General features: G+C 37.6%; 19 protein-coding genes. 14 read left to right on the forward strand and 5 right to left on the reverse strand.

Translation table 11 applies throughout. The features are described 5' to 3' along the window. Window positions 1-166: 166 nt before the first annotated feature. The 3 genes from B7C41_RS00605 (at window position 167) to B7C41_RS00615 (ending at window position 2,692) form a co-directional block, all read left to right on the forward strand. The gene (locus tag B7C41_RS00605; protein WP_085296827.1) at window positions 167-790 is read left to right on the forward strand and encodes a tyrosine-type recombinase/integrase; all 624 of its coding nucleotides are present in this window, start codon (window positions 167-169) and stop codon (window positions 788-790) included. 166 nt (window positions 791-956) lie between these two features. Beyond that, window positions 957-1,664 carry a helix-turn-helix domain-containing protein gene (locus tag B7C41_RS00610; RefSeq protein WP_085296828.1) on the forward strand — a complete coding sequence of 236 codons (708 nt, stop codon included), beginning with the start codon at window positions 957-959 and terminating at the stop codon, window positions 1,662-1,664. Window positions 1,665-1,765: 101 nt separating this feature from the next. Continuing rightward, complete coding sequence (locus B7C41_RS00615) at window positions 1,766-2,692, forward strand: DMT family transporter (RefSeq protein ID WP_085296829.1); 927 nt, start codon at window positions 1,766-1,768, stop codon at window positions 2,690-2,692. Window positions 2,693-3,041: 349 nt separating this feature from the next. Here the strand turns inward: B7C41_RS00615 and B7C41_RS20555 are convergent, their stop codons facing one another. From B7C41_RS20555 to B7C41_RS00630, 3 genes are all read right to left on the reverse strand, one after another. Next, window positions 3,042-3,143 (reverse strand): Rho-binding antiterminator, encoded by a 102-nt coding sequence (locus tag B7C41_RS20555; RefSeq protein ID WP_211279474.1) that lies wholly within the window; start codon window positions 3,141-3,143, stop codon window positions 3,042-3,044. 38 nt (window positions 3,144-3,181) lie between these two features. Then, the gene (locus B7C41_RS00625) at window positions 3,182-3,409 is read right to left on the reverse strand and encodes a DUF2024 family protein (protein WP_085296830.1); all 228 of its coding nucleotides are present in this window, start codon (window positions 3,407-3,409) and stop codon (window positions 3,182-3,184) included. A gap of 306 nt (window positions 3,410-3,715) precedes the next feature. Further along, complete coding sequence (locus B7C41_RS00630; protein WP_085296831.1) at window positions 3,716-4,462, reverse strand: hypothetical protein; 747 nt, start codon at window positions 4,460-4,462, stop codon at window positions 3,716-3,718. A gap of 128 nt (window positions 4,463-4,590) precedes the next feature. On the opposite strand from B7C41_RS00630, the gene B7C41_RS00635 reads away from it, so the two are divergent. Further along, complete coding sequence (locus B7C41_RS00635; RefSeq protein WP_085297657.1) at window positions 4,591-5,145, forward strand: MarR family winged helix-turn-helix transcriptional regulator; 555 nt, start codon at window positions 4,591-4,593, stop codon at window positions 5,143-5,145. Here B7C41_RS00635 and B7C41_RS00640 read toward each other — a convergent pair. Then, complete coding sequence (locus B7C41_RS00640; RefSeq protein WP_085296832.1) at window positions 5,142-5,849, reverse strand: MOSC domain-containing protein; 708 nt, start codon at window positions 5,847-5,849, stop codon at window positions 5,142-5,144. The two genes, B7C41_RS00635 and B7C41_RS00640, sit on opposite strands and share 4 nt — an antisense overlap. A gap of 233 nt (window positions 5,850-6,082) precedes the next feature. Here B7C41_RS00640 and B7C41_RS00645 point away from each other — a divergent pair, with 233 nt between their 5' ends. From B7C41_RS00645 to B7C41_RS00690, 10 genes are all read left to right on the forward strand, one after another. Continuing rightward, a complete protein-coding gene (locus B7C41_RS00645; protein ID WP_235839567.1) occupies window positions 6,083-7,000 on the forward strand; it encodes an MBL fold metallo-hydrolase in 918 nt (305 codons plus the stop codon). Between the two features lie 153 nt (window positions 7,001-7,153). Further along, window positions 7,154-7,471: a cupredoxin domain-containing protein gene (locus tag B7C41_RS00650; RefSeq protein WP_085296833.1), complete on the forward strand. Its 318-nt coding sequence runs from the start codon at window positions 7,154-7,156 to the stop codon at window positions 7,469-7,471. 211 nt (window positions 7,472-7,682) lie between these two features. Continuing rightward, window positions 7,683-8,501, forward strand: a complete 819-nt coding sequence (locus tag B7C41_RS00655; protein WP_085296834.1) for a CbbQ/NirQ/NorQ/GpvN family protein — start codon at window positions 7,683-7,685, stop codon at window positions 8,499-8,501. Further along, window positions 8,494-9,126, forward strand: coding sequence for a cytochrome c oxidase subunit 3 family protein (locus B7C41_RS00660; RefSeq protein ID WP_235839568.1), 633 nt, complete (start codon window positions 8,494-8,496; stop codon window positions 9,124-9,126). Before B7C41_RS00655 ends, B7C41_RS00660 begins: the two co-directional genes overlap by 8 nt. A gap of 69 nt (window positions 9,127-9,195) precedes the next feature. Further along, window positions 9,196-9,462 (forward strand): cytochrome C oxidase subunit IV family protein, encoded by a 267-nt coding sequence (locus B7C41_RS00665; RefSeq protein WP_085296835.1) that lies wholly within the window; start codon window positions 9,196-9,198, stop codon window positions 9,460-9,462. A 486-nt stretch (window positions 9,463-9,948) separates the two neighbouring features. After that, entirely contained in the window at window positions 9,949-10,389 is a 441-nt protein-coding gene (locus B7C41_RS00670) for a c-type cytochrome (RefSeq protein ID WP_085296836.1), read from the forward strand. A 4-nt stretch (window positions 10,390-10,393) separates the two neighbouring features. Continuing rightward, window positions 10,394-11,782 carry a cbb3-type cytochrome c oxidase subunit I gene (locus B7C41_RS00675; protein ID WP_085296837.1) on the forward strand — a complete coding sequence of 463 codons (1,389 nt, stop codon included), beginning with the start codon at window positions 10,394-10,396 and terminating at the stop codon, window positions 11,780-11,782. Window positions 11,783-11,913: 131 nt separating this feature from the next. Then, a complete protein-coding gene (locus tag B7C41_RS00680) occupies window positions 11,914-12,204 on the forward strand; it encodes a hypothetical protein (protein ID WP_085296838.1) in 291 nt (96 codons plus the stop codon). 161 nt (window positions 12,205-12,365) lie between these two features. Then, window positions 12,366-14,204: a nitric oxide reductase activation protein NorD gene (locus B7C41_RS00685; protein ID WP_085296839.1), complete on the forward strand. Its 1,839-nt coding sequence runs from the start codon at window positions 12,366-12,368 to the stop codon at window positions 14,202-14,204. Window positions 14,205-14,215: 11 nt separating this feature from the next. Then, window positions 14,216-14,407 (forward strand): hypothetical protein, encoded by a 192-nt coding sequence (locus B7C41_RS00690; RefSeq protein WP_085296840.1) that lies wholly within the window; start codon window positions 14,216-14,218, stop codon window positions 14,405-14,407. A gap of 246 nt (window positions 14,408-14,653) precedes the next feature. On the opposite strand, the gene B7C41_RS00695 is transcribed toward B7C41_RS00690, so the two are convergent. Then, the gene (locus B7C41_RS00695; RefSeq protein ID WP_085296841.1) at window positions 14,654-15,385 is read right to left on the reverse strand and encodes an EAL domain-containing protein; all 732 of its coding nucleotides are present in this window, start codon (window positions 15,383-15,385) and stop codon (window positions 14,654-14,656) included. Window positions 15,386-15,430 lie beyond the last annotated feature (45 nt).

Raw genomic sequence — 15,430 nt, forward strand, 5'->3', positions numbered from 1 at the left:
TGCTTGCTGCTAACTTCTGATTCGCATTGTTATGCTTTTTCAATGATTATCCTAAAGTAGAAAGTGTCCGACTTGTGCTATTCGGTTGAGCTGCGACACCGGCAGCAATGAGCTTGAATCTCACAATCGACCATACTTAGTTCTCCATTAATAACGGAGATCTATCATGTTTACTTTAACCGTTTATAAACCAACCGAACCTTGGAATAAAAACAAAATTGTTGGGCAAAAATTACCGCTTAAGCTTCAACAAATTTGGGCTATCCGAATCAGGCTAGAATTAGTAAATAATATAAGAGATCTTGCACTTTTTAACCTTGCTATCGATAGTAAATTAAGAGGATGCGATTTAGTAACTCTAAAAATAAGAGATATTGCTCACGGAAAAACTATTCAGTCGAGAGCTATTATTGTTCAACAAAAGACAGGATTACCCGTTCAATTTGAACTTACCGAAAACACTCGTAATTCAGTTCAAACTTTAATTACAAATTTTCAACTAAGTTCAAATGATTATTTATTCAAATCTCGAATTCATTCATCAGAACACCTATCAACACGTCAGTATGGAAGAATTGTTGATGCTTGGGTTTCCATGATTGGTTTAGATCAAACCCAATATGGGACTCATACGATGAGAAGAACGAAGCCATCATTGATATACAAAAAAACTAAAAACTTACGAGCGTGCCAATTGTTGCTAGGTCATCGAAAGCTTGAAAGCACTGTCAGGTATTTAGGGATAGAGGTTGATGATGCTCTTGAGATTTCAGAAAGTATCGATTCTTAATAATGTGCCAGTTCTACATTTGAGAACTGGCATCTACGCCACCAAAGCGGTCATAGATACTTTAAAATAAAGTACCAGTAAAAACTAACACTTCACTTTATTATCAATTGCTCTAACATGTATAACCAGAATCAGGGTGAAGTAAGGCCACACATTTTCTATTATTATGAAAAATCTATTATCCATTCGCTCTTATAGTACAAAACCAGCTAGTCACTCACATAGTTTTAATCAATTGGTTTTACCCTTGCGTGGTGTTATAAATATATGTGTTGGTAATTTCAATGGTAAGGTTGCACCGAGTGAATGTGTTGTAGTTAAAGCCAACGAAGAGCACTTGTTTACTGCTGATACTGAAGCTAGGTTTGTAGTTGTAGATATAGAAAACCTCCCCAAAAATATTTCATCTTCTCACTGTATTGTTTTTGCGATTAACCCGTCCCTTAGAAGTTACTTAACTTTTATCGAAAGCCAACTAGAAAACAAAGTTAATGCTCAATTAGAGCAGGCGATGTTTGAAATGTTTAGTTTACTGCTTGCAGAGCAAACTTTATTACCAAAAGTAGATAATCGTATTGGTAAAGCAATATCTTTCATAGAGCAAAATATTGCTGAGCAACTGCAAATCAAACGCTTGGCTGAATCTGCTTTTTTAAGTGAGACGCAGTTTAAAAAACTATTTAAGCAACAAACAAGCCTGACGGTGATGAAGTACGTAACAAAACTTCGGATGGAAAAAGCCCAAGCTTTACTAACGCATACAGATTACCCGTTACCAATTATTGGTGAAAAAGTAGGTTATAAAGAACCATCAGCTTTTAGCCGTAAGTTTTCACAATACTTTGGCCTATCACCTACTAAGTTTAAAAAGTAAACGTAGTCTGAATTGTTAACGATTGCGTCTTAATTGTTAAAAACGACATTTGTAAATAGCATACTATTTCTGTATTGAAGTTATCATTTTTAGGTTTCATTATGGAAAATCATCACGGAAGTTTTAAAGGTGTTATTGCTATTATCATTGCTAGCTTTATATGGGGAACAACAGGCACGGCAGCAAGCTACTCACCTAATGTAAGCTCTTTGGCAATTGGTGCGTTTTCTATGGGAATAGGTGGAGTCTTACTTGTGATCACAGCTCGAAAAAAGCTGCTTATAGATTATAAGCTGATGCTCGAACAACCTAAGGTATTACTTTTAGGTGCCGCTTCTGTCGCTATATATCCATTAGCCTTTTATACCTCAATGCGTTTATCTGGTGTTGCCATCGGTACTGTAGTCTCTATAGCTACAGCCCCTTTTTTTGCAGCAGTCCTTGAACGTCTAATTAGTAAAAAGAACATATCCCTGCAATGGATATTGAGCTTTGTCGTTGGGGCTATAGGTATTGCTCTGTTAACTTTAGGCAGAGACCAGAGTAATAATATTGCTTATAGCATTAATCAACAGAGTTTAGGCATTCTATTGGGTTGTATTGCTGGACTAGCTTATGCTGGTTATTCATGGGCAGCAAGGCGTTTGATTGAAAGTGGCGTTCATTCAAAATCATCCATGTCAGGACTGTTCGGTTGTGCTGCACTATTGTTACTCCCCTCATTATGGTTTACGGGTGATAACTTATTTTCAAACTCAACTAATGCTTTGGTATCTTTGTATATGGCAATAATACCAATGTTTTTAGGGTACTTATTATTTGGTTTTGGCTTGAATTATATAGATGCAAGTAAAGCGACATTAATAACCCTAATTGAACCATTGGTTGCAACTATTTTAGCTGTTTTCATTATTGGTGAAAGATTTAAAGTCATTGGTTGGGTAGGGGTCGCTTTAGTCTCTCTATGTCTATTGATGCAAACCATCAAACCTCAAAATCAACTTAGATTAGCCTTCAAATCAACTTAGCGATAAAGCCTGATTTAATTATTGCTGTGACAGAAAGTTCATAACGTTTTTAGCTGCCAACCATAGTTAGTGTAAAAAATATCAACGGCAGCAATGAGCTTAAAGCAGGCGTTAGACATAACAGTGCACTAACTTCCGCTTAGCGCACTTAGTTACCGGCTTTTGCTAAGTTCTATTTTTACCATTTGTAAGATCGGAATCTAGTTGATCAAAATCACGGCCTCAAGCGACCGAATTTTAAAATAAGTACAACTGAGATGCGTTTTTTTTGATATCAAACGTTACCATGTGATCGAAAAATTATGCTGAGCAACACTGTTTCCTATTGCCTCAAGTTGTTTTACATCACTTAACCGTATTTGTTGTCTTTAGCCGTAACCTTGATTTGGCTACGGCGCATACAGACAATTTCAAAATAATCATGGGCATCACAGCTTATGTTCTTGGTCATTGTGTGACTCCCAAAAGTTTTATTTAGTTTTGTGTAAGTTATAAGCGAATAATACTATGCCCGTGGTTAGCAATATTCTGCTGCACCTCAGGATTTGCTATTTCGCTATGACAAAAATCACAGCGACTTTGCTTAATATTATCTACTTTTACACCCAAGCTTGCGAGATATTGTTCGGCATATCTATCGACCTGTTTAACGTTTTCATTACTGACCAAAACATCAAAATGGATATATTGACCCGAAGTGGTAAATACCCAAGCCATTTGAAGATGCAGGATTCAGCAAGACGAAAAAGGGTTAGCACCAAGGCATTGATTGAAGAGAATAGTTATTCTATTGTCTAAATCAATAACGCTGGAGATGACCCTTTATCGCCTTGCCCGAAGGGAGATAAGCTAGAAAAACAGTTCAGCGTTGCAGCACTTGATAAGGGAATAACCATTATCTTCATGCTGCGCCTTGCGCTGATTCCCTAGCTTAGTTCTGAAGCTACATCTTCAAGTGGTTTGGGTATACACATGGGTGTCGTAAACATGAATTTGCATAATAATTACTCCTAGCACCAATGTTTATTGGCTTTTGCCGGATAAGCTTAGATCACCTGATGCGACATCAAATACATCGGTAACACATAATAAAGGTGCGTGTACTTGCTGGTTTATTTTTAATCCTGCAGTGACGCCATCAAAAGAAAAACTTTCTGGAAAGCCAAGCGCAGATAATGGTACGCGCACTAAAACTTCTGATTGTTCTAAAGAGAAGTCAAAACCAGGGCTGTCAATGAAAAGTGGTAAGTTCGGCCAAGTTACTGGTAGTTTAGGTGAGCTTCCTTGCGCAATATCTTTAACTTTTAAAGCGCCTTCACCACAGGCATTATCAGGCACTAGCACTACCCAATGACTATGCCATTTGTCACCGTCATTGGTTTTGTTGCCATCACCGTCTTCGTCATATAAAGGCGTGTCGTCAAAGTCAGGATGTACGGTTAAGGCTAAAGATAAAATACCTTGATCCGCTTCAAAACCAACGGCTGAACTATTGAGTGATGTTGGCCATACATAGCTATATACCTCAGCACCGGCTAACTGGCCATTTTTCTGGGGTTGCTTATCACCAACTTTGCCAGTAACAGCTTGTTGAAATATTAAGTGGCTACCTTGAGTAACAACTTTAGCATGAACAATGTCAAATTCAGTTGTAACCTTTTTTGAAACTAGTGCTTGAATGTGGCCATGATGTTTATTGTGCGCATAACTATTTGTTGCTAACAATGTTGTGCTTAGGGTTGTAGCGATAAGTAAATGTGAAGCTTTCATAATGTATCCTTTGTATAAATTATTAACTGTTATTTATTTTTTGATAAATGTTTCGACTCGAAACTATTTTATTTGAACATAGTAAATCTTCACTTGTCAAATATGTTTTGACTCGATACTATTGTGGTATGAATGATGAACTATTTAATTTAATCGAGCGTTTGGCTAATTTATTAAGGCAAGAAACGCGACTTGAGGGGCAAAGCTTAGGGTTACAACCTGTTCAGCAAGAAGCTTTGTATTATCTCTCGACTTGTAACCGCTATTCAGACACCATGCTGGCGGTAACTGAGTTTTTAGGTTTGACTAAAGGCACGGTATCGCAATCGTTAAAAATTCTGGAAAGCAATGCCTTAATTATTAAAGTAAAAGACAAAAAAGATAAACGCATTACCCATTTGAAAGTGACTAAAGCAGGGCGCGAATTTTTGATGAAAACTTGCCCACCACAGAAATTTACTGATGCTATAACGAGTTTGTCTGTTGATGAAGAGTTTGAAACGAAAACCTTACTTAAAAAAGTATTAAATAACTACCAGCAGGCGACAGGTCGCACGGCTTTTGGAGTCTGTCAGCATTGTAAATTTAATCAACAGACAAGTGACGGTATTGTATGTGGCTTAACCAAAGAAGCCTTAAGTAACGATGACATAATGCTTATTTGTAAGGAGTATGCGGTTTAAGTGTGATCAAATAATCTAAAATTCCAATTTTCGATTTCATTAGTTGCTAAACGTTGTTTGACTTTATCCATCCAACTGTCGGATAGCGTACTTTGCTGTTTCAATACCCGCAACTTTTCATAGTTTAGCGGATCACCAAAAAATATCTCGCATACTTCAGCAATGGTCATCGCATGGGTAACACGTGTAATTAATTTCAACGGTTCGTCGACACTTACTGTTCCTGGTTGAATAACACGGTATAACCAGCCACAGCGGCTAACGCCTTGCATGTCGATTGATAAATTTTCTATATCCCAACGTTTATTTAGTTTAAAGCAAGGCGAGCGTGGCTGACTAACCTCGATGATAGCCTCACCCCATTGATAGCGATCACCCAAGCAGACCGTAAGTTCTGTCATACCAATCGAACTCAGGTTTTCACCCATACCCGCAGTTTGCTTATTATCGTTATCAGCATTACTTATCATACTGTTAGCACCGTACTTATCCTGCCAATAAGCATAGTGCTCAGACGGATATTGGTGCAATGCGCGGTCTAGTCCGCCATGATGAATTTTATCAGCACATTCATCACCCGCTAATCCTTCGATTGATAAATAAAGGTTAGTGGTAACTGGTTGCTTGTCTATCGCGGTTTCAATACCATAACGTTTCTTTACTTTTCCACAGTAAATTTTTGTTAGATAGTACTTACTTTGCATGAGTTGTCCTTACTGTGTTACGAATGTGAAGTATTAATAATATGTATAAAGCATCGTATTTAAAGCGGGTTATGTGTATATGAAAGCATTAATTTTTCGATGAACCAAATCAAAGAAATCGTGGAGTAACCTTCCATATAAAATCCAAGCTAAGACGAACAATCTTTGTCGCTACTTATAAGTGGTATATCATAAATGAATTGTTGTTGATTTTGTTAAGCAGGAGAAGAAAAGTGTTAAAAAACATCATAAAAGGCCTAGCCTTGTCGTTGGTATTCTCACCGTTTGTGATGGCAAATTCTGTTTGTAATCAAGATAGGGTGACACTGCAAGTACTGGGCTCTGGCGGACCCGAGTTAGATGATGGTCGAGCTTCAAGCAGTTACCTTATTTGGTTAGACGGGAAGGCAAGAGCTTTAGTTGATCTGGGTTCAGGCGCAAATGTTAATTTTGGCCAAGCGAATGCGCGTTTAGAAGATATTAGCGCTATTATGTTGACACATTTACATGTAGATCATAGTGCTGACTTACCCGCTTTTGTTAAAGGTGCTTTCTTTAGTGACCGAGAAGATGACCTTACTATATTGGGACCAGAGGGAAATGCATTGATGCCGTCGACGACACAATTTGTTTCGCGTTTATTCGGCAACAAAGGTGCGTATGCCTACTTATCAAATTACCTCGAGCCTGAACAACGCAGCGCTTTTAAACTGAAAACCAAAGATATAGCATTGGGTTTAAAAGCAGTAAGTCATTTTCCTGTTGGTAAAGACCTGATATTAAGTACAATTCCTGTTCATCATGGCCCTATTGCTGCTGTGGCTTGGCGGGTTGATATAGCGGGCTGTGCTATTACGTTCTCAGGGGATATGAACAATCAATATCAAACCTTGGAAACGCTTGCATTAAATAGCGATATTTTGGTTATGCACAATGCTGTTCCTGAAACAGCAAGTGGTGTAGCAACTCATTTACATATGACTCCGTCGCAAATTGGCCGTATTGCACAAAAAGCTAAAGTTAAAAAGTTAGTGATTTCTCATCGAATGAATCGCACTTTAGGCAAAGAAAAGGTAACAACACAGCAGACTGAGCAATCTTATAAAGGTCCTATTTTCTTTGCTAATGACTTAGACAAATTCAGACCTTAAATGTATTGCTTTAGAGCTTTTATGATTGTTGTTTTACTCAATGTGTATTAACGAGTGGATTAAGTCACTTTAATAATCTAAACGATGCAATAGTTTGGATTAATAGTTACCATAACTAAGTAAGTTAATGGATTTATCAAAAGGAAAGATAATATGCGTGTATTTATTCTACTGTGCTTGTTTTTAGGCACTTTTAGTTCTGCTTATGCCAAAGAAGTTATTGTAGAGGTTTACAAAAAGAAGTTTAGGCCGGCAGAAGTCATAATAGAGCAGGGCGATACCATCATTTGGAAAAATATTGAAAAGCGACAGTATCATAATGTTTGGTTTAAACAGTTTGATACTGAAGAACCCGACTATTTCTTCCCTGGCGAAAGCTATCAGCGAACATTTAAGGATACAGGTAAATTTCCTTATGAGTGCGGTCCTCATCCAAAAATGACTGGTATCATTACTGTTGTAGAAAAATAATACCTAATGTTGTAATTAAGTGATATTACTCACAAGTGAACTAAATTTTCCGGCTTGATTGATCGGAATCAAACACTATTCATTCTCATTACATTGTTGATTGCCATCATAGAAAAATGAGCGTACTTTACAGGCATATTCTAGTACCAACAAAATCACTTTTTATTGATACTTTCGTTATTCTTAAGTGAAAGCGTGCAAATAGGAAATTATGACTACTGTAAATTTAAATTCGATAGATGAAACAAGTGATGGTGCATTATTTTATCAAGAGCAAGACAATGAAGTTGCTCTTTTTGAGTATGCTTATGGCCATCAATTACCCGTGCTTATTAAAGGACCTACGGGCTGTGGTAAAACGCGTTTTGTCGCCCATATGGCAGAAAAATTAAATAAACCGCTGTATACCGTTGCTTGTCACGATGATTTAACCGCTGCAGACTTAGTTGGGCGTCATCTTGTCGGGCCTGAAGGCACTTACTGGCAAGATGGCCCATTAACGAAAGCAGTACGCGAAGGTGGTATTTGTTATTTAGACGAAGTAGTTGAAGCACGAAAAGACACGACAGTCGTTTTACATCCCTTAGCGGATGATCGTCGTATTTTACCATTAGAAAGAACTGGCGAGTTAATTGAGGCCGCACCTGGTTTTATGTTGGTGGTATCATATAATCCAGGTTATCAGAACTTATTTAAGGGTATGAAGCCCAGTACTCGACAGCGCTTTATTGCGTTACGTTTTGATTATCCTGAACGCCAAGTTGAGCAAGACATCATTATTAAAGAAACGGGTGTAGAACCAAATATTGCTAGTAAATTGGTAGAATTGGCACAAGCTCTACGTCGATTAGAAGAAAATGATCTTGAAGAAGTTGCCTCAACACGTTTACTTATTTACGCGGCAAAAATGATGTCTTCAGGTATGGATCCTATTGAAGTGTGTCGTTGTTGTTTAGCTGAGCCATTATCTGATGATATACAAACTGTAAATTCAATTATGGAAGTGGCGAAAATTTACTTTGATGCCTGATAACCTGCAGCAAGCGCTGGGTGCTTCTACTAATGAACCAACAGCTTCCTCAAAGAGTAATCTGAAAAAACTGCCTGGCGACTTAGCCATGTGGTTTTTTATTTTGGCTGAACTCACAGTATTTGCTATCTTTTTTATTGGTTTTGCCATCGCGGAAAACCTTAACCTTGTGATGTTTGCCGAAGGTAAGGCTCAACTACATAAAGTGGCAGGTCTGATCAATACTATTGCTTTAATTACCAGTAGTTATTTTGTGGCTATCTCCTTACATTCAATGCGAGTTCGGAACGACCGACAAGCGGTCTTTCGATTAATACTCGCTTTGGTTTTTGCTGCAGTCTATATTGTAATCAAACTGTGGGAATATGAATCATTGTTTGAGCAAGGTATTGATATAGAAACTAATACCTTTTTCACCTTGTATTTTTTAATAACAGCCTTCCATTTTATGCATATTCTGCTCGGCATGGTGATCTTGGTATACATGGCTAAAAATGCTTATCAAGGTAAATATAATGATTCAAGTTCGGAAAGTGAATTTTCAGGTTTTGAATCAGGGGCGTGTTATTGGCATATGGTTGACTTGTTGTGGATTATTCTTTTTCCACTAATATATGTCATTTGATCACTTAAAAGTCACTAACAACGAGCAATATTATTTTACTAATGATTGTAATAATTAGGTGTTAAGTAAATGATGAAATTTTGGCAGCGCTATGCACTTAGTTGGGGTTGGTTGATTATATTGACTATGGCTTCTGTTGCTATTGGCCAGTATTTTCAATATGCTACTTTGAATTCTGTGCTGTTTATTGCGATAGTTATGTTGATTATTGCCTTAAAAGGCCAGCAAATAGTTGATGTATTTATGGAGCTAAAGCACGCGCCTAGCCTTTGGCGCAATATCATGCTTTCTTACGTTATTGTAGTACCATTGATCATCACGCTTATTTATATTTAATTATTCAGATGTCAAATAGCAAACTAGAGTTACCACAAAAAAGTAAATTGATATTACTTTTTATGCGTTCATATTTCAGCCTCTATCATTCGTTAACTTTTACACCATAGTTGACAAATAGAGTGAATTTTTCTCAGAGTTTGTTAGCACCTCTTATTTTATAGACTATACGCTAAATCAGGTTTATTTGAGGTCGTATATGATGATGTCGTTATAACGCAGATGTTCCTTTCCAACAGTACCAGTACCACCATAATAAACTTATTACTACAACACTAAAACCCTATTTAAAATATGGTTTTAGTGTTGTAGTCGTTAAATTAGTGGTTCTGGAATTTATAACGGTCTATTTTTAAGCAAGTTCAATTTTTTTTTGAATTTATTTGTTACACATCCTCAAAAACTTGATTCTTATCAAGGTGAGTATGGTGATCTTGTCCTATCATTAATTTGCTTTATTACATTATTTCTAATAAGGGAAACACCATGTCAGAGCGTTTTACAAAAGGCATGGCTCGAAATATTTATTACGGTGGAAGTATCTTCTTCTTCTTAATATTTCTTGCTTTGACTTTCCACACAACAAAAGAGATGCCCAAACGGGATCATCGAGAAAATATCACTGAGTCTGTAGTGCGCGGGAAAGCACTATGGGAAGACAACAACTGTATCGGTTGTCATACATTGATTGGTGAAGGTGCTTATTTTGCTCCTGAACTTGCTAATGTTTATGACCGTCGTGGTGGGGAAGCTGGTTTTAAAGCATTCTTCAGCGGTTGGATGAAAGCTCAACCATTAAATATTCCAGGTCGTCGCCAAATGCCACAGTTCAACTTAAATGATCAAGAAATTGATGATTTAGCTGAGTTCCTTAAGTGGACTTCAGAGATGGACGATAATAACTGGCCACCAAACATAGAAGGATAATGGCGTGAATACTCTTAAATATCAATCACAAGCCGTTGCAAAACCTTATTTTGTTTTTGCTATGATCTTGTTTGTAGGCCAAATACTATTTGGTTTACTGATGGGTTTACAATATGTTGTTGGCGATATCGTCGGTGGCTTAATACCTTTCAACGTAGCACGTATGGTTCATACCAACTTGCTAATTGTATGGTTACTCTTCGGCTTTATGGGTGCTGCGTATTACTTAGTACCTGAAGAAGCTGAAACTGAATTGCACAGTCCTAAATTAGCGATTGCTTTATTCTGGATATTTGCTGCTGCTGGTGTAGCAACAATCTTAGGTTACTTACTTGTCCCTTATGCGACGTTGGCGCACATCACAGGCAATGACTTGTGGCCAACCATGGGGCGTGAATTCCTTGAGCAACCAACCATTACTAAAATTGGTATTGTAGTTGTAGCGTTAGGTTTCTTATATAACCTTGGTATGACTATCTTGAAAGGCCGTAAAACAGCTATCAATATGGTAATGATGACTGGTTTAATTGGTTTGGCTGTATTCTTCTTATTTGCTTTCTATAACCCAACCAACTTAGCACTTGATAAGTACTTCTGGTGGTTCGTTGTTCATTTATGGGTGGAAGGTGTATGGGAATTAATTATGGGTGCAATCTTAGCATTCGTATTAATCAAAGTTACCGGTGTTGACCGTGAAGTTATTGAGAAATGGTTATATGTGATTATTGCTATGGCGTTAATCTCAGGTATCTTAGGTACTGGCCATCATTTTTACTGGTTAATGACGCCTGCATATTGGCAGTGGGTTGGTTCAATTTTCTCTGCAATCGAACCGTTACCTTTCTTCGCGATGGTATTATATGCCTTTAATATGGTTAACCGTCGTCGTCGTGAACACCCAAATAAAGCGGCTACATTATGGGCGCTTGGTACATCAGTAATGGCATTCTTAGGTGCTGGCGTATGGGGTTTCCTACATACACTTGCTCCTGTGAACTATTATACTCATGGTACACAAATTACTGCCGCTCATGGTCACATGGCATTCTACGGCGCATACGCAATGATTGTTATGACGATAATGTCATATGCTATGCCTAAGTTACGTGGTGTTGGTGAAGCAAATTGCAATAGAGCGCAAGTGGTTGAAATGTGGGGCTTTTGGCTAATGACTGTAGGTATGGTATTTATTACTTTATTCCTAACAGGTGCTGGTGTACTACAAGTTTGGTTACAACGTTTACCTGAAAGTGGTGAAGCACTAAGCTTTATGGCGACACAAGACAAATTAGCTATTTTCTACTGGTTGCGTGAAATCGCCGGTGTTGTATTCTTATTAGGTCTTGTTGCTTATCTTTACAGCTTCTTCGTTACAGAAAAGAAAGCAGCGTAAGCAATAAACTTCATTCAGCTTATTGAATGAAAATTATGCTACTTTGTATAAAGCCGTGGTAGTGATATCACGGCTTTATTTTTTTTCAGATAAAGCCTGAATAACCATAACTGGATAAATTGGAGAATCGTTTGATTGAAGAGCAACTAACACAACGTAAAAATAAACACATATTGCAACGCTTTGCTAAAATTGTTGGAATTATTAGCATTATTGTCGCTCTTGTATGTGCGGGATATTTACTGTCTTTAACTGACAGTGAAGATAAAGTAATGAAAGCGTTTTTTGGCTCGATTTCATTTTTCTGTTTTATGATGGGCTTAGTACTGCAAAGTATTGGTAGCGCCAACTTACCTGATCTTACTGTACCAAAAGACAAAGTAGAGCAAGAAGCTGAACGTGAAACTGGAGATGAAAAATAGTTACAGGGCTGTTTTAACTTAAGCATAGGTATTACTTTAATAGCAATTTAAGTACTTCTCATTACCAAGTAATTTGACATACATCACAATACGCCTTTAACATTTTTGCTAGCATATAAAAGTTAAGTGAATCATGTAGTAATCTTTTTAGGAAGAGCAAAATGGAAGAGTGGGTTGGCGGTCTTTGGCACAAATATATAACACGTAAAGCTAGCACTGAATATACTGATGCGGCAGTACAGTTTTCTGAAATAGGCCATGCCGTTGGGATGGTATTTCGCGCGTTAGGCGGTGATGCGATTAAACGCGTTGAAGCAGCAAGTGATCGTGACTATATTGTCCGTCGTAGTTTCCTTCAAAAAATTGCCGGTGAAAACCAACAAATTAGCCTAGCATGGCAAGACGAAGATAGTTTACGACTGCCAGAAACCTTAGCAGTTTTTCCTACCGTAGAATTAAATCACGACCTTTATATTTGGCTAGCGGTATTGGCTGCACAGCATAATGGCAAGTTCCGTCATTGGGCGATTGATAATCAACAGTTGGTTGTTGATGTACTTGCTCGTTATCCTGCATTGAAACAGCGTTATGACCGTTTAGCTGCTGCTTTTGTTAATAGTCGTGCAGATCATTCTAAACGACCAAAGTCAGAACGTATGATGGAAGAAGCTATCATTAAAGCCATCGTTAATCCTGGTTCAGTGCAAGAATTCCCCATGGTAAATTACGCCCCACAAGCGGTCTATTTATGGTTATACCCGTCAGCACAAGTCGATCCACAAGTATTACCAGATTATGAAGATGATGAGGACGTTGAAGCGGCAGAATTAGGTAAAGCGAAAAAAAGCGATACCAGTCGTAAAAAAGCAGAGCGCGTAGACTCAGGTGATGAAAAAGATGGCATGATGATCTTTCGCCTTGAGACCATGTTTTCGTGGAGTGAGTTTTCTAAGCTTGACCGTGGTACCGATGATAGTGACGACGATGATGAAGATAATCAACGCGTTGCTGAAGATTTAGATAAAATTACTGTTTCAAAAGAGCAAAGCCAAAAAAGTGCTCGTATTAAAATTGATATGGATTTGCCGTCAGCATCTGAAGACGATATTCCTTTAGGTGAAGGCATTAAAATACCGGAATGGAACTATAAAAAGCAGCGATTAGAGGAAGACCGTTGTTTATTACACCCGATGCTGCCAAAAGATGCGGCAGCTAAACCACTGCCGGCTAAATTACAAAAAACGGCAAAAACAATTCAAGCGCAATTTGAGCAATTACGTAGTGTTAGATATTGGCTAAAAGGTGAAGAGCAGGGGGAAGAGTTAGACTTATCGGCTTGGCTTGATTTTCATATAGAATCGAAAATATCACCGACCAAAGAAAGAGGTTTATACCGAAGTTTTCGTGGTAATAATCGCGACATTTCAAGTTTGTTATTGGCCGATTTATCGATGTCGACAGACTCTTATTTAGATGACAATAACCGTGTTATCGATGTTGTACAAGATTCTATGTTGCTGTTCGGCGAAGCATTACATAGTGTTGGTGATAGCTTTGCTATGTATGGTTTTTCTTCGGTAAAACGTAGCAATGTTCGCTTTTCATTATTAAAAAACTTTAACGAAAAGTACGATGATATTATTCGTGGTCGTGTGCAAGCTATTCGCCCTGGCTTTTATACTCGAATGGGCGCTGCTATTCGTCAAGCGACTAAAATTTTGGTTGAGCAAAAAAGCTCACAAAAGCTGTTATTAATACTAACTGATGGCAAGCCAAATGATATCGATCATTACGAAGGGCGTTTTGGTATTGAAGATACACATCAAGCAATAAAAGAAGCGGCTAAGTTTGGTATCAAACCGTTTTGCATAACGGTTGACCAAGAAGCGCAAAGTTACCTACCTTATATTTTTGGAAGTAACGGCTATACCGTTATTTTACGACCTGAGCAGTTACCCGTTAGGTTGCCGCAACTTTATCATCAGCTAACAAATCAGTAAAAGGGGTTATCATGTCTCACGAAAAAATTACCTGCTTGTTTTGTCAAAGCAAAAATGACAAAACACTTAAAAACTGTGCTAATTGCGGTATGGCACTGGCTGAAAATCATCCCGAAGGGAAAGCGCGCTGGAGTTTTTTTCAAAAAGCGTTTTGGGGCATTGTGATTTTTTGTCTTGTGATGATGTACTATTTACCACGATAAACTACCGAAGATATCGAGCACTGAGCTTTACTTAAAAAATACTCAGTGCGCAATAAACGTTCTTACTGTTGTTTTAGTCCTTGTAACCATTAATTTTGAGTGTCTACTGACTAAATTTTGTAGCAAGTAGCTTGGGTAGATACTTGCTAGCATCAATGATTGGCAAGTAAACCTCCTGACTAAGAATATTTTGTGATGAATTATTCTTATGTTCTTATAAGTAGCTTACTTACTCGTATTTCACTGTTACTTATAGTAATGAAACCATTTTTTAAAGATGAAGCCTTGAACGTAATCGACATTTATTTTGCGAGCAAAAATAATGTCAGCCTCTGTTTCTATCCCTTCTAAAATCACTTTTTTGCCAGCACTGTGAGCATAACGGATCAAAGCTTCAACTAATAACATAAAGTCGGTATTGTGTTTCTCAGCCACTACATGTTTGTCTAGTTTTATATAATCAACTAGCTGAATTACAGAGGTTGAGATCATCGAAAGCGGGTTACAAACATCGTCGATGGCAGTATTAATATTGCTTTTTGATAAAGTATCAATCATTGCCAAGCTTTTAATCGCATCGTTAATTTCTGAATTTTCTATTAGTTCAACCACAATGTTGGCACTTTTAAAGCTCTTAAACAGTCTTAGGAATGGGTTCTTTTCATTGTCTTCGCCAGTAGAGAAATAAGAGTCTTGATCTAAATTGACAAATATATCGCTTTTAGTGGGGGCATGGTCTAGTTGTAGCAATTTTTGTTGGTATTCCACTTGGAAAAGGCTGAGCGGACTATCATGTAAAGCCGCATAAATTACATCTGGCGGAATGTTATTATTATCTTTATCTGCGAACCTTGCTAAACATTCGTAGGCCATAATATCTTTAGATTTTAAGTCGACAATAGGTTGATATTCTACGCCATAACGCTGCGACTCAATTAGTTCAATTAAGCTCAGTGGGGAGATTTGTTTGTTATTCATCCATTATTGCAAGTAAATAGCTTACTCGCATCATCCTAATACTTA

Origin of the sequence: Cognaticolwellia mytili, assembly GCF_002104475.1 — a bacterium.
Classification (GTDB): domain Bacteria; phylum Pseudomonadota; class Gammaproteobacteria; order Enterobacterales; family Alteromonadaceae; genus Cognaticolwellia; species Cognaticolwellia mytili.

Coding starts and splice junctions, on each gene's coding strand:
- B7C41_RS00605 (WP_085296827.1), top strand. CDS start 167: ATGTTTACTTTAACCGTTTATAAACCAACCGAACCTTGGAATAAAAAC.
- B7C41_RS00610 (WP_085296828.1), top strand. CDS start 957: ATGAAAAATCTATTATCCATTCGCTCTTATAGTACAAAACCAGCTAGT.
- B7C41_RS00615 (WP_085296829.1), top strand. CDS start 1,766: ATGGAAAATCATCACGGAAGTTTTAAAGGTGTTATTGCTATTATCATT.
- B7C41_RS20555 (WP_211279474.1), bottom strand. CDS start 3,143: ATGACCAAGAACATAAGCTGTGATGCCCATGATTATTTTGAAATTGTC.
- B7C41_RS00625 (WP_085296830.1), bottom strand. CDS start 3,409: ATGGCTTGGGTATTTACCACTTCGGGTCAATATATCCATTTTGATGTT.
- B7C41_RS00630 (WP_085296831.1), bottom strand. CDS start 4,462: ATGAAAGCTTCACATTTACTTATCGCTACAACCCTAAGCACAACATTG.
- B7C41_RS00635 (WP_085297657.1), top strand. CDS start 4,591: ATGAATGATGAACTATTTAATTTAATCGAGCGTTTGGCTAATTTATTA.
- B7C41_RS00640 (WP_085296832.1), bottom strand. CDS start 5,849: ATGCAAAGTAAGTACTATCTAACAAAAATTTACTGTGGAAAAGTAAAG.
- B7C41_RS00650 (WP_085296833.1), top strand. CDS start 7,154: ATGCGTGTATTTATTCTACTGTGCTTGTTTTTAGGCACTTTTAGTTCT.
- B7C41_RS00655 (WP_085296834.1), top strand. CDS start 7,683: ATGACTACTGTAAATTTAAATTCGATAGATGAAACAAGTGATGGTGCA.
- B7C41_RS00660 (WP_235839568.1), top strand. CDS start 8,494: ATGCCTGATAACCTGCAGCAAGCGCTGGGTGCTTCTACTAATGAACCA.
- B7C41_RS00665 (WP_085296835.1), top strand. CDS start 9,196: ATGATGAAATTTTGGCAGCGCTATGCACTTAGTTGGGGTTGGTTGATT.
- B7C41_RS00670 (WP_085296836.1), top strand. CDS start 9,949: ATGTCAGAGCGTTTTACAAAAGGCATGGCTCGAAATATTTATTACGGT.
- B7C41_RS00685 (WP_085296839.1), top strand. CDS start 12,366: ATGGAAGAGTGGGTTGGCGGTCTTTGGCACAAATATATAACACGTAAA.
- B7C41_RS00690 (WP_085296840.1), top strand. CDS start 14,216: ATGTCTCACGAAAAAATTACCTGCTTGTTTTGTCAAAGCAAAAATGAC.
- B7C41_RS00695 (WP_085296841.1), bottom strand. CDS start 15,385: ATGAATAACAAACAAATCTCCCCACTGAGCTTAATTGAACTAATTGAG.